Annotated in this window: 11 protein-coding genes and 1 rRNA gene; 2 read left to right on the top strand and 10 right to left on the bottom strand. The window is 37.9% G+C overall.

Translation table 11 applies throughout. The features are described from left to right. Window positions 1-9 precede the first annotated feature (9 nt). Window positions 10-125 (top strand): 5S ribosomal RNA (gene rrf / locus NBG71_RS00005). A 77-nt stretch (window positions 126-202) separates the two neighbouring features. Here the strand turns inward: rrf and NBG71_RS00010 are convergent. The 4 genes from NBG71_RS00010 to NBG71_RS00025 all read right to left on the bottom strand — a co-directional run bounded on the left by NBG71_RS00010 (window position 203) and on the right by NBG71_RS00025 (window position 5,627). Then, window positions 203-550: a YfiM family lipoprotein gene (locus NBG71_RS00010; RefSeq protein WP_250916439.1), complete on the bottom strand. Its 348-nt coding sequence runs from the start codon at window positions 548-550 to the stop codon at window positions 203-205. A 140-nt stretch (window positions 551-690) separates the two neighbouring features. Continuing rightward, window positions 691-2,049, bottom strand: coding sequence for a CDP-diacylglycerol--serine O-phosphatidyltransferase (pssA, locus tag NBG71_RS00015; RefSeq protein WP_075671518.1), 1,359 nt, complete (start codon window positions 2,047-2,049; stop codon window positions 691-693). A gap of 178 nt (window positions 2,050-2,227) precedes the next feature. Continuing rightward, a complete protein-coding gene (locus tag NBG71_RS00020; RefSeq protein WP_075671520.1) occupies window positions 2,228-4,897 on the bottom strand; it encodes a bifunctional acetate--CoA ligase family protein/GNAT family N-acetyltransferase in 2,670 nt (889 codons plus the stop codon). 28 nt (window positions 4,898-4,925) lie between these two features. After that, window positions 4,926-5,627, bottom strand: a complete 702-nt coding sequence (locus NBG71_RS00025; RefSeq protein ID WP_075671522.1) for a tRNA-uridine aminocarboxypropyltransferase — start codon at window positions 5,625-5,627, stop codon at window positions 4,926-4,928. Between the two features lie 231 nt (window positions 5,628-5,858). Here NBG71_RS00025 and NBG71_RS00030 point away from each other — a divergent pair, with 231 nt between their 5' ends. Next, the gene (locus tag NBG71_RS00030) at window positions 5,859-6,974 is read left to right on the top strand and encodes a tRNA/rRNA methyltransferase (protein ID WP_075671524.1); all 1,116 of its coding nucleotides are present in this window, start codon (window positions 5,859-5,861) and stop codon (window positions 6,972-6,974) included. A gap of 92 nt (window positions 6,975-7,066) precedes the next feature. On the opposite strand, the gene emrB is transcribed toward NBG71_RS00030, so the two are convergent. The 6 genes from emrB to NBG71_RS00060 all read right to left on the bottom strand — a co-directional run bounded on the left by emrB (window position 7,067) and on the right by NBG71_RS00060 (window position 14,115). Beyond that, window positions 7,067-8,584, bottom strand: coding sequence for a multidrug efflux MFS transporter permease subunit EmrB (emrB, locus tag NBG71_RS00035; protein WP_075671526.1), 1,518 nt, complete (start codon window positions 8,582-8,584; stop codon window positions 7,067-7,069). Between the two features lie 15 nt (window positions 8,585-8,599). Continuing rightward, a complete protein-coding gene (emrA, locus tag NBG71_RS00040; protein ID WP_099660160.1) occupies window positions 8,600-9,778 on the bottom strand; it encodes a multidrug efflux MFS transporter periplasmic adaptor subunit EmrA in 1,179 nt (392 codons plus the stop codon). Window positions 9,779-9,970: 192 nt separating this feature from the next. Beyond that, window positions 9,971-10,498, bottom strand: coding sequence for a transcriptional repressor MprA (gene mprA, locus NBG71_RS00045; protein WP_075671530.1), 528 nt, complete (start codon window positions 10,496-10,498; stop codon window positions 9,971-9,973). A gap of 492 nt (window positions 10,499-10,990) precedes the next feature. Then, window positions 10,991-12,199 (bottom strand): MFS transporter, encoded by a 1,209-nt coding sequence (locus NBG71_RS00050; RefSeq protein WP_075671651.1) that lies wholly within the window; start codon window positions 12,197-12,199, stop codon window positions 10,991-10,993. Between the two features lie 166 nt (window positions 12,200-12,365). Next, complete coding sequence (locus NBG71_RS00055; protein WP_075671532.1) at window positions 12,366-12,773, bottom strand: hypothetical protein; 408 nt, start codon at window positions 12,771-12,773, stop codon at window positions 12,366-12,368. Window positions 12,774-12,783: 10 nt separating this feature from the next. Further along, window positions 12,784-14,115, bottom strand: coding sequence for a phosphatase PAP2/dual specificity phosphatase family protein (locus NBG71_RS00060; protein ID WP_109420347.1), 1,332 nt, complete (start codon window positions 14,113-14,115; stop codon window positions 12,784-12,786). Between the last annotated feature and the right edge of the window lie 90 nt (window positions 14,116-14,205).

Genomic DNA, 14,205 nt, shown 5'->3' on the forward strand with positions numbered 1-14,205 from the left:
CAGAATTTGCTTGGCGGCCATAGCGCAGCGGACCCACCTGAATCCATGCCGAACTCAGAAGTGAAACGTTGTAGCGCCGATGGTAGTGTGGGGCCTCCCCATGTGAGAGTAGGGAACTGCCAGGCATTAAATAAGACGAGAAAGCCAACCCAATGGGTTGGCTTTTTTGCGTTTGGAGGTTTAGCTACTCTGAATAAAAAAATTATTTTAGTTGCTGATAAAGTAATGAACCTGCAACTGCTCCTGTAACATCGTAAGCAAAATCATGCCAACTCCAGCCAGTACCTCCTGGACGACTATCATAAAGCTCTTTCGCTACACCTAAACTAATCGAAAATGAGAGCCCTATTAATAATCCCTCTCTATGACCATAATTTTGATGATCTGTATACGCATTCGCACCCGCGGATGCTGCCATTGAAAATAAGAAATGCTGAGCTTTATCTTTGCCTTTCCAATTATCATTGGCAAAATGAAATGATTGGCAACCATTTAAAGTCATTATTGATAATAAAATAATCAGAGAACAGCATTTGAGCTTTAGTTTCATAAAAAATAAAAGCCTTTTCACTGATAACAATGTTTTTAATATAGAAGATTATTAAAGATAAGGGATGATTTGAGAAAAGAATTTTATTAAACAAAAAAGCCTTGCTGTAATTTAGCAAGGCTTATCAAATGAAGCATCAATTAAAGTATGCGGCTGATTAATCTATCAACACGAATACGTCGTAAGCGTTTAATTAATTTCTTCACTTTTAGAGGATAAAGCTTAATACTTTCTAGATCTTGGTAATGTTTCACGACAATAGTATGTTGGCGAATACATTCTAACTCTTTGTGTCGTTGCTCATGTAATTCATGTTTAGGATCATGAATTAATATGGCATTCTCTAAATCTAATCCCCATGCACGCGGATTAAGATTATTACCAGTAATTAATTGCCAGTTATCATCTACCCACATACCTTTTAAGTGATATGTATTATCGCTATCTTTCCAAAGTCTTACTGTTAATTGGTCGCTATCAATAAACCGCTGGAAACGTTGGGTAAATTTACGCAAGTTCATTTCATAGAGATAAGGCAATGCGCCAATAATTTTAAATGGTTCTTCTGGCGGAATATAGAAGTCATTTGCTGTTTTATCACCAATAATAATTTCGACTTGCTTGCCATTTCTTAATAAATGGCTGATTTGGCGTACAAGGATCGCAGGTAAATTAAAATAAGGTGTACAAATAACAAGTTTTTCTTCAGTAGAAGCCATAAGGTGAGAAATTGTCTTATTTAAGATATTTTTCTTACCTAAACCCATTAAAGGTGTTACTGCCAGCTCGTTGTTAGAAGCATTGGCTTTAATATCATAGCCATCACGAGTACGTAAATTGAAACGAAATTGACGAATACAATTTTTAATTTCGGCACAACGAACTCTATCTTTGATATCCAGTCGTTGAATCGCTTCTGATTGCAAAAGATCAGACACAATAAATTGTTTCATTGTGGAAGCTAATTCGCTATTTTGGATAATGTGGTATCTGTCATAACGATATTTATCTAGTTTATGCAAGTAAACATTATTAATACTTGCGCCACTATAGATAATTGTATCATCAAAGATAAAACCTTTAAGATGTAATACACCTAATGCTTCACGAGTGTTTACGGGAATGCCGTAAATAGGGATCTCAATATCAGGGTGTTGCTGTGCAGTATGATAGTACCAATCTGCATTTGTAGCATCAGCAGAGACACCAATACGCCCACGTTGAGCACGGTGCCAGTCAACAATAACGGTAATGGATAATTCAGGACGTTGTTGTTTTGCGGTGTAAAGCGCATCAAGGATCTCTTCACCAGCCTCATCGTGCTCTAGGTAAAGAGCTGTAATAAAGATCTCTTTCTTTGCTTGAGCAATGTATTTCAATAAGGTGCTGCGAAACGCGGACGTCTGATAAAGCGTTTCAACATCAGCAACTGACTGAGCTAATTTAGGCAGTTGTGCAAGGTGTTGTTGATGCTTAGCAAGTTTTAGTTTAGACAACATCACAGTGCTTAATTCTCTTGTTTATGATGGCAGATGGAGCCATCGTCCATGTAGATTTTCTTTAACCGATCTTCTGATCATAACATTAGTTATATGGGATGTACGCATAAAATCATCATATATAGCTAATTTATCAAAGGATGCGCGAACAATCACATAAAGATACTTTCTCTAATGATTATAGCATTGGGCTATCGTTTGAAGATCCAAGCTGTAAATCAAGATTGACTATTCCTTCATCAAATTGTACTTCAACAGAAAATCCCAATTTTTTCGCTAAACTTATCATGTTGCGATTTTCAGGCATTGTTATCGCGGTTAAACGTTTAATACCATGTTCTCTAGTATAGTTGATAAGTTTAGTCATAAGTTGATGACCTAAAGTATTTCCTTTTAAATCAGAACGCACAAGAATAGCAAATTCTGCATGCTGATTATCTGGATCTGCCATTGCACGAGCAACCCCAATGATTTCAGGATGATCTTTTGGATTTCGGATCGCAACAAAAGCCATTTCTCGATCGTAGTCAATTTGAGTCATATTTGCGAGATCGTCATGTGTAAACTCACTGATCTCACTAAAATAGCGATAATAAAGATCTTCTTTTGTCACTTGGTTTATAAACGTTTTCAGTAACGGTTCATCTTCCGGCAAAATAGGGCGGATAAAGCAAGGATTGTTATCTCTTAGGAAGAATGTTTCTTCTAATTCATTGGGATAAGGGCGAATAGAGAGTCTTTGATGAGGATCGCCTTGTAGTGGTGATAACTCCATCGCAACATCGAGCAATGTAAAATCATTACCTGAAGCCAGTAGAGGGTGAATATCTAATCTGATAATTTGTGGACAATCTAAAAGTAAGTGAGAAACCTGTACCAAAAAATGACTTAGACTTAATATATTTAGAGGCTGTAAAGCGCTTCTAGGTTGTATCTTTCCGCTTTTTATTGCATTAATAACCAGATAACGGGCAAGTGCCATATTAAGAGGTGGTAAAGCAACAGCAGCTTTAGTTTCTATTTGCCACTCAACCCCCCCTTCACCTAAGACAATTAATGGGCCAAAAATAGGATCTTGCTCTATTGCGACGCGCAGTTCCTGAGAGCCAGCGCGATTTGCCATACTTTGCACCAATAAACCCTGAATTTGTGCTTGGGGGTAAAGTTCTGTAACACGCCCTATAATGGCATGTGCTGCTGATGATACTTCTGTACTGTCTCGAAGATAAAGCATAACACCTTGTACTTCGGACTTATGCGGGATATCAGGAGAACGTAATTTCAGAGCAACAGGATAACCAATTTTTTCAGCGATATTGACAGCTTCTTGTGCGTTATGAGCAATCCAAGTAGGAAGTGTATTAAAACCATAAGCTTCCATAATTGGTTGAACTTGGTGTGTATCTAATCGATATTGCTTATTTTTTAATGCCTCTTCAATGCAACGATGTGCTTGCTGTGTATTCATTTTGATATCTAGAGGCAGTGCTGGTGTTTCTTTTAGCTGTTTTTGATTTCGACGATATTCCACCATATGCATAAATGCGGTGACGGCACCTTCAGGTGTTCGATAGGTTGGAATTCCAGCTTCACTAAATAATTTACGTGATTGTTGAGATGAATATTCTCCGCCCCAGTTAGTGAAAACGGTAAGCCATTTACGTCTAGGGTGTTTATTGATGGCTTCTATGACTCGTTGTGCTGTTTCAATGCTAGGGGCTATGGCACTAGGTGTGTGAATAAGGAGTAATGCATCATGATCATGGCTATCTAACAAACAATTCAATGCCAAAATATAACGATCAACGGTTGTATCATCACCTAAGTTTAGTGGGTTACGAATAGCATTTTCTTCTTGAATAACACTTTGTAGCTTTTGTTTTGTATCATCTGTAAGTTGTGCAAGCTTTCCTGAATGTAAAAATAGCTCATCAACGGCCATTGCAGCAGGTGCAGAGCCATTACTCATAATCATCAATCTTTCGCCTTTTAAAGGCGTCATATAGCTAAGTGTTTCAACGGCAGAAAACATCTCATGAGTATCTTGTACTCGCAATAATCCAGCACGTTGAAAAGCCGCATCATAAGCCACGTCATAACTTGGTGTATCACCTAATAGCAGTTGAGCTTTTTGGGTTCGACCACTTTTTATCACCAGAATAGGCTTGTTGCGCGAAGCACTACGCGATGCTGACATAAAACGCCGTGCATCTTTTATATGTTCGAGATGCAATAAAATTGCACTAGTTTTACTGTCTCTTGCCAGAAAATCCAGTAAATCATCAACTTGGATATCTTGGTTGTCACCTAATGCAATAAAATAAGAAAAGCCAATATTGCGATAATAAGCCCAATCTAAAATTGTGTTGGCGACAGCAGCTGATTGCGAAATAAAAGCGAGTTTTCCTTTTTTAACTGGAAGAGGCGAAAAGCTGGCATTTAAACCTTGCCATGGAGCTAAAAGCCCCAAACTATTTGGGCCAAGTAAACGGATGTGATATTGCTGGCAAAGTAATTTTATTGGCTGAAATTGTTCAGGTTGTGCAGAAAGTACAATTACAGCTTTGCAACCAGACTCACCTAATTGTTTCAGTAATTCAAGGTTGCGACGATGATGTGTACAAATAATCGCGAGATCAGGTACTTGAGGTAATTTATCAATAGAAGGATAAGTGAAGACACCAGAGACAGAGCCGCGAGCAGGATTAATTGGAAACACTGGGCCATTAAATCCACCACTGAGCAAATTTTTCATCATGGTGGTTCCTGCTCGACCTAATTTTTCAGAGGCGCCAATCACTGCAATAGATTTAGGACGTAATAGTGCTTCAAGACCTCGTTGGCTCATATCCACTCCAGAGTTTCATTATCAACTGCTATTCAATGTAGCTGATTTGATCTTCTTTTGCCTGACTCCGGTCTGGTTTTCCAAGTAAATATTGTTGACGAAAGTAACTAAAATGAGAAAAAAGCTGTTGTGAGGCTTGAATATCGCCGACATTCTCTAAAATAGAAGCAGCAACTTCTGCTGTACAATGTTGATCTTCTTTTGCTGCTTGGCGAAGTACGTACTCACATTTAATTGCCTCATTTAAAGAAAAAAGAGGCAATGAATCGAGATAAGGGCTTTTGCGAAACATTTTGCGGGCTTCACTCCAAGTGCCATCAAGGAGGATAAATAAAGGCGGTTTGCTATTGGCTGGGAGTTGGTTGTATACAACACGTTCACTTGATGCATAGCTTTCAGGGAATACAACATAAGCTTGTCTGTCAGGTGTATTGATTAGATCAAGCAAGGCCTGTTCTGGCTCAGTTCGGGACCATAAAAATGCCTGTGTGTCTGGTAATACATCGGCAATTAATTTCCCCGTATTACTTGGCTTCATCACTTCAGTATCATACATCAATAAACAAAATTGGCTTTTTGCTGGTTGATTGATGATCGTGTCACAAAGACACTGTTTTTCAGGTAATAAGCAAAAAGTACAACGTTTTGTACGAAAACCTCGCGCTTTAAAAGGGCGGGTTGAAATCGAAAGTCGATATTGACGAAGTCGAGAGACTGCATTGTCATGCATAACAGATTGACCAATACTTATAAAAAAGAATCGAATATTATCATGTTCAAAACAAACAAACTATTCAGTGTATTTTTATCATAAAAATCATACTGATATATTAGTTATCTATGAGATGAAGTTAATTATCAATTGATCCTGATTAGTTTATCGATTCCTGTGCGTGATTCTCTCGGTGACAGTTGCTAAACTATCATGTAATCTGCGCCCCTATTGCAGTTGGAGAGACAAATGAACGATTCTTATGAAGGTAAAAACGGCAAAGTAAAAGTAATGTATGTCCGTAGTGAGGACAATGCCGATAATAAACCTAAAAAACCATCCCGCCGTCCTGAAAATGGTCGTGGTGATAAAAACCGTGGTGATAAACGTGACGATAGAAGTCGTGACAATAAACGCGGTGATAACAAATTTTCTCGTCGTGATGACCGCGGTGCAGGTAAGCCTTCAGGGCGTGGTACATCACGTAATGAATCAAAACCTTCTCGTGATAGTGAAGGCGGAAGTTTTTCTCCATGGAAAACGGTTTCTCGCCCTGCTGGTGAAGAAGCAATCAAAGAGCACGATGGCATTACTGGTAAGAGCCAGATCGATCCTGAACAGTTGCGTCGTCAGCGTTTAGAAGAGACGCGTATTTATGGTGAAAATGCTTGCCAAGCAATGTTTAAAAATCGTCCTGATGCGATTGTTCGTGCTTGGTTTTTACAAGATGTGACACCACGTTTTCGTGATGCGCTAAAATGGATGGCTGCAAACCGTAAAGCCTATCACGTTGTTGAAGAAGAAGAGATGGTAAAAGCCGCTCGTACTGATCACCACGGTGGCGTGTGCTTCTTAATTAAAAAACGTGTTGGTCATGATGCAGAAACCTATCTGAAAGATGCACCTGAACATGATTGCGTATTAGCACTTGAAGATGTGGGTAATCCACATAACGTAGGTGCAATTATGCGTAGCTGTGCGCACTTTGGTGTGAAAGGGGTTATCTCTCCTGATTCTGCTGTATTAGAATCTGGTGCTGCTGTTCGTACCGCAGAAGGTGGTGCAGAATATATCCAAGGTATTGATGCTGATAACTTTGCTCAAACGTTAGATAAATTTAAAAAAGCGGGTTATACGCTGGTGGCAACATCAAGCCATAAAGGCAGTGTGCCATTATCAAAAGCACAATTACCAGCGAAAATGGTTCTGATCTTAGGTCAAGAGAAAGATGGCTTAAGTGAAAGCACTTTAAATCAAGGTGATATGAGCATTTACATCGGTGGTACTGGTCACGTTGAAAGCTTAAATGTCTCTGTGGCTTCTGGTGTGTTATTAGCAGAATGGTGGCGTCAGCACCAAGGCTAATTGCTTTATAGTTTTAAATAAAGAATGATAAAAAACCGCTTAGTCATTGTGATTTAAGCGGTTTTTTATGCATAAGATCTACGTGAATTGCGTTATTTTCCCGGTGAGAATGGGGGTTTAGCAAACCAAACCACGATCATCATAATAAGGAAAATACCAGCAGCTAACCAAAAAATCTCATTGGCTGAAATAATTAATCCCTGTTCTGTAATCGTCTTGGCTAAATATGCAGATGCTTGTTCATTTGAAAGACCAAGATCATTCATTTGTTGGTATGCCATTTGCGAATCAGGATCGAGTGGATTAATTTTTTCTACAAAGGTTTCATGGTGAAGTGATTCTCTTTGTGTCCAAATCGTTGTAGTTAACGATGCGCCAATAGCCCCAGCCAATGTTCTTAAGAAGTTCGAAAGACTTGATGCTGATGCCATTTTTTCTGGAGGTAGTCCAGATAATGTCATTGTCGTTAATGGCATAAAGAAACACGCAACCGCTAAACCTTGCCAGAATTGAGGCCATGCCACAGTGGCAAAATCCATTCCTGGCTCGAAGGTATAAGCTCGCCAATAAAAACACACAGAAAACATAATAAAGCTAAAGCTGATGATATAGCGTAAATCTACTTTACCACCAAATTTACCTATAATCGGTGTGATAATTAAAGGTAATAAACCTACCGATGCTGATGCTAATCCCGCCCATGTTGCTGTATAACCAAAGACCTCTTGTAAAAGCAGTGGTAGTAAAACAATGGTGCCAAAATAGATCATATAGGCGAGGCTGAGCGTGACACAGCCAATGGTAAAGTTTCGACTCTTAAAGAGAGAAAGATCTATCACTGGATGATCGTCTGTTAACTCCCAAACAATTAAGAAGCTAAGTGCAACAACAGCCACAATAGTGAGGACTATAATTTCTGTCGAATTAAACCAATCGAGCTCTTTACCCTGATCGAGCATGATTTGTAACGCACCAATACCTACGATAAGTAAAACAAGGCCAATGGTATCTATTGGTTTAATTTCAGTTTTTGTTTCTCGTCCAGCTAAGGTGTTTGATATACACATAATAATCAACACACCAAATGGAACGTTAATAAAAAATATCCATCCCCAATGGTAGTTATCACTGATGTAGCCACCTAAAATTGGTCCTAAAATAGGTGCCACAACAATGGTCACTGACCATAGTGCAAGCGCCATGTTTCGTTTGGCTGGTGGATAGTTATTCAATAACAAACTTTGCGATAAAGGAATTAGTGGCCCAGCAACTAAACCTTGAAGCACACGAAAGAAAATAAGCATTTCAAGACTTTGTGAAATACCACAAAGCCAAGATGTTAACGCAAAAAGTGCCGTTGACCACATAAAAAGTCGAACTTCACCAATACGTTTTGCTAACCAACCTGTGATAGGGATAGAAATAGCGTTTGCCACCCCAAAAGAGGTAATAACCCAAGTCCCCTGAGAGTTAGAGGCACCTAAGTTTCCTGCAATAGTTGGAATGGCTACGTTAGCGATTGTAGAATCGAGAACTTGCATAAAGGTGGCCAACGCAAGGGCGATGGTCATTAAAGCAAGTTTTCCTCCTTGTAATGGCTCTTTGATCACCTTTACACCTCGCCTTTATTGTCCTGCATTTTGTTCAATGATTTCATTGATCAGTTTATTAATCTCTGACATATCAATGTTTAAAGCATCAGTATGATAAGCAGGTGCTTGGCGTTCACTGTGTGATAATACTTTTCCATCAAGGTTAATCGTATCGACTGTCACTTCAGAAGAAAGGCCAATACGCAGAGGCTTTTCCGCTAATTCTTTTTCATCGAGTGAAATGCGAACAGGTAAGCGTTGAACGACTTTTATCCAGTTACCACTGGCATTTTGCGCAGGTAATAATGAGAAAGCACTACCTGTTCCCATATCTAAACCTAATACAGTGCCGTGATAAATGACTTTTTTACCGTAAAAGTCAGTTGTTATCTTTGCAGGTTGACCAATTCGCATATTCGCGAGTTGAGTTTCTTTAAAGTTGGCATCAATCCACATACCCGTTACAGGAACAACGGCCATTAAAGGTTTACCCGGTGAGACTTGTGCACCAACTTGAACGCTACGACGTGAAACATAGCCATCTGTTGGGCTTAAAATTTTAGTACGTTCTAAAGCCAGCCATGCATTACGAACATCAGTTGATGCTTGTAAAACAGAAGGTTGTTTTGCAATTGGTGTATTTAAGATAATTGCTTGATTAGCATTATATTGCTCTCTTGCAACTTCTAAAGCCGCTCTTGCGGTAGAAACAGCTTCTCTAGCATGTTGAAGTTCTTCTTTACCAATGACGTTGCGTTCACCTAAAACTTCACGGCGACGAAGATCGTTTTGTAATTTAGTGAGCTCTGTTTCACGTAAAACGATATTTGCTTTTAATTGACGACCATTGATGATTTGCTGATGCATTTGGCGAACACTATTAGCTAATGCTGTTTTTGCTTTTTCTAATGCCAGTTTTTCATCACTTGAATCTAATAAAACTAAGGGTTCACCGGCTTTTACAAAATCGGTGTTATCCACATAAACAGTGGTAACAGAACCAGAAATCTGTGGCATCACCATGATTTGATTGCCAGTCACATAAGCATTATCTGTCGTTTCATGATGCCTTAACACCATAAACCAATAAGCGGTGTAAGCCGCACCAGCAACAATAAATAGGATGGTTAGCAATAGTAGAACATTTCGGCGAGTTCGTTTTTTATTGCGAATGGGAGCCTGAGGGGGGGTAGTTTCCTCATTAACACTCATTTAGAAGATCTCCATAAAACCAGAAAAACATCATTAGATATGTTTCCAGTATTAAAACTGGAAACATAATTATAAAGTCAATCTTAGAATAATTATTAGCGTGAAGGTAAATTATAAATGCTAATGGGTAAGTATGTTTGCCGATTTATGGCTTAAATAGGATTAGATCAATAAAACTATTTATTATGCTGCTTATTCACAATCTTTTTCAGCCAAAGTATCTAATTGTAATAATAACTTACGCATTAGCGTTTCAAGCTGTCTTTGTTCAGATTGATCTAATACAGACCAGATTTGTTTTAAGCACTGATGTTGCGGTGGCAATAAGCTATTTAAAAACTCTTCACCAGCATCAGTCAAATGGAGATGTAAACAACGGCGGTCATTATGGCTTTCACGACGTTCAATCCAACCTTGCTTTTCAAGCTCATCAGCAATGCGTGTTGCATTTGTTCTTGAAGAGCCTAAAGCTGCACTTAATTCTGATGGTTGAATACTACGATTTTCTGTCGTATCTAAAATCATTAGTGCCATAAATAATGTCTCGTTAATACCCTGAGACTTCAACATATTATTACGACTTTCAAGAAGTTTGCTTTGAACATGCATAGAAAGGCGAGTTAACAAAATTTCTTGATAAGGAATATCTTTGTTAAGCGATTTCTGTTGTGTAGCGCGAGTGTTTAGTAATTCTTCTGTTGGCGTAAATGAGCTTTCCATTTTTAGACACCTTGTTAGTTTCGAAAATTAGGATAACGCTGTTATCAACATGTTAAATGGTATATTAAACACACAATTTAGCAATTTTTATTATTTATAGTCACTATGTTTTTTTGATTATGTTACCTGATTCATAAATTTTCTGAATGATAACACAAAAAAAAGAATAGGTACTTATCTCTTTACAATAAGTTAATAAAATCAATTTATCACTTATCTGACAATGAATAGTAGTCTATTTGCGAAAAAAGGGATCATTTTTTACGATAAAACACGTAATAAATTTATTATCACTACCAATGGTTGCTATGTGGATAATATTGATGTGAAATTATTTATATAGTGCTTTATTGGTAGGATTGATATAATTTTCTTAATAAAGAATGGGATGATGATATACATTAATAGTAATCACGCGGTTAAAACATTCACATTTTATTCTGATTAGAGTGGGATTGAAGAAATAATATAACCCATCCTTGGGTCTGAAAATTATTCGACGTGGATTATTGGATCATTTTTATAACCTAAAAACCAAACAATAAGACCGATAACGCCGATGATTAATCCGGCGATGGATACACCTGTCCATCCATATTGATGATAAGCATAGCCTGATAGTAAAGATCCTAATGCACCACCAATAAAATAGCTTGTCATATAAGCGGCAGTTAGGCGGTTTCTAGCATCAGGTAAAATACGGTATATGGTGCTCTGATTTGTGACATGAACACCTTGAACAGCTAAGTCTAGCAGGACAACGCCAATAATAAAGCTGATGAGCCCAATCCAGTGATAATAAGGTGCAATAATGATAAAGCCCCAAGAAAGAAATAGGAGAACCAGCCCTACAGTGGTGGTTTTCTTGCCTTTTCCTTTATCCACTAATACGCCTGCTTTTCCTGCCATTAATGCACCTGCAGCACCCACAAGACCAAATAAACCAATCACGGCATCTGAGTAATTAAAAGGTTCAGATGCCAATAAAAAGGCCATTGAGGTCCACAATAAACCAAAGTGAGCAAAAATAAGTGCGCCAACTAATGAACGAGTTCTTAATACAGGCGTTGTTGCAAATAATTTGAAAATAGAGCCTAGCAACTGAAAATAATTTAAGTTTGTTTCACTTTTATAAGTCGGCAAGCAACGCCATAAAGTGATAGCTAAAATCGCCAGAAAAATACTTGCTACCCAGAAAATACCTTGCCAATTAGTAAATGACGCCATTAACCCAGATGCAGTTCTCGCCAGTAAGATCCCGAGTAAGAGACCACTCATAATCGTGCCGACAGCTTTTCCTCGTTGATGAGGTGCTGCAAGGGTTGCAGCAAAAGGAACAAGAATTTGAGCTACCACTGAGAACATACCTGAGAGCGCAGTTCCTATTAACATCACCCAAATATTAGATGCCATAGCAGTAATTAATAGGCCACTTGCTGAAATTAATGTCATGGTAATAATCAGTGAGCGACGTTCAAAAATATCGCCAAGAGGCACTAATAACATTAACCCTATGGCATAACTTAATTGCGCGGTGGTAACAATAAATCCAGCCAAAGTTGCAGATATGTGGAAATAGTTTGCGATTGAATCCAGTAGCGGTTGTGCGTAGTAGTTACTGGCAACAACCATACCTGTAGCAACCGCCATAAGTAAAATAAGACCTTTGCTTAGCGATGTTTGTGGTGCGGTGTTTTCCATAATACTCATAACAAATCATTTATAAGGTAAATGATAGTAACATGAGTTATTTTTTTGAGAAAAGAATTACTGTGATAGAGATGTTCAATTAATTTGATACAAAACCTTAGACTTTATTCTTATAGCATATTGTTTTATATAATAAATAAACATTAATTTTAGCTTATTAATAACTAAAAAGCGTAAAAAAGAGCATAACCAAACACCATATCCATTGAACTGAAACGCCAAGCAAGGCAAAAGAAAATAGACGTTTAGTACCTAGCCAGCGATCTTCCATTGTCTGTTTTTTGGGTCGTTTAGGAAATAACGTAGAGAGGCTTTCATCAAAACTAACATCATCTTGATAGCGATAAAGTACTTGAAAAAAATGACTATCAAGCCATAAACGAAAAAGGTGATATTGCGTAAATAAAAATAAAAGAGAAGCAACAAAGAAAGTCAGTTTATTATGAAAATGAAGGCTAAATACAGGCCATGTGCTTATATAAGGTAATAGTGATAAAAGCAGTAAATAGCGCCAACTTTGTGTTAAAGACACAATCACTTTACCGCTGGTTTTTGTTGTCAGCATCGTTATCTCGTTATTTATTTTGTTGGAAACGCGAATACCAAATTTGTAATGCCTCTTGTGTTTCTGGATTTAAAATCACTTGAGGGCGTATTTGATAAACCTGTTTTATCGCTTCTTCCAAAGTATCTACTGTGCCACTGTTAACTAACCATGCAACGACAATAGTTGCACTGCGCGAATAGCCTAATTTGCAATGAATATAAACTGTTCCTACTTGGCTAAGCTGTTCCAGAGACAACATGGCTTTGCTGATATCATCAGGAGATAATGGTAATAAATCGATTTGAGGTTGCGCTAAATAAAGCTGGTTTTGGCTAAACTTGTTTCTTGGCCACTCACAGGTTAAATCAAAGACGGCGTTCGCTTCTAATTTATAAAGGGGGCGTCCACCTAATAAAATACCTTCAGTCACTAAACTAGGTGTTTGGCAACGAGTTAAATAATAGCGATAAGTACACCAAGCAAAAAAGCGATAAGGCAATAGGATTATCTGTGCAGAAAGGGGAATTTCACCTTGGGAGTTTTTTTGAAAAATAGAAGCGCCTGCCCCTAAATAACCTAAAGTCACAAACGTTAATGCGATTGCAGGCCAGAGAAAAATCCAAAAGAAACCTTGTAAGCCAAAAGATAACAGATAAAACACCATTGCTGATAACGCATAGTTTTTACCAATACGTAAACTGCGTTTACTGCCTGTAAAATGCCATTTCCAACGAGAGTTTATTGGTAATAAATAACAGATAAACACGCCGACACCAAAGCCCGTAATAATATCGATAAAGTGATGTTGCCAGGTTGTCAGTACAGAAACAGCAATAAGCAATGACCATAAATTTAAAAACCATTGCCATGATTTTGGAGTATGTGCGCGAAAACGTAACCAAAGTATCCACAACAAGATTATGTGCAAAGAAGGAGCTTGGTTATAAGGTAAATCGAAACCTTCTAATTGGGTAAATAACCAACCAGAAATCCCTTCCGTTGTTGGGCGAATAAAACTAAATTTTAAAGGGAATAATAAAAAACCAGCACAAGCAATAAGAGAGGCAACAATTAAACGTAACCCATGTATAAATTGTTCTCTTAATGTTGTACAAATAATCAGTGAAATACCATAGGCAATATTCACACTCCAATAAGGAATGATTGTCCAAGGTAAAAAGGGGATCGCTTTTTCCCATGAATAAACAAAAGAAGGAACATCAGATAAAGTGGAAGTATAAGTGTTAACTTGCATATAAGTTAAATAGAAAAATGGAGCAAGAAACAACAGCCATACAATACCAGCAAGCCAGATACTTTTTCTAGATGATGTTATTTGAGTGTGTTGGGTTCCACCCATATTAAAATTCCTTTCTTTGCTTATGTTTCTATTTTTACCATGAATTAAAATTATCGCTATATGTTGCCATATAGCGATAGCTCGGTTATT

Source organism: Proteus sp. FZP2095, assembly GCF_023701425.1.
In the GTDB taxonomy this organism is placed as follows: domain Bacteria; phylum Pseudomonadota; class Gammaproteobacteria; order Enterobacterales; family Enterobacteriaceae; genus Proteus; species Proteus cibarius.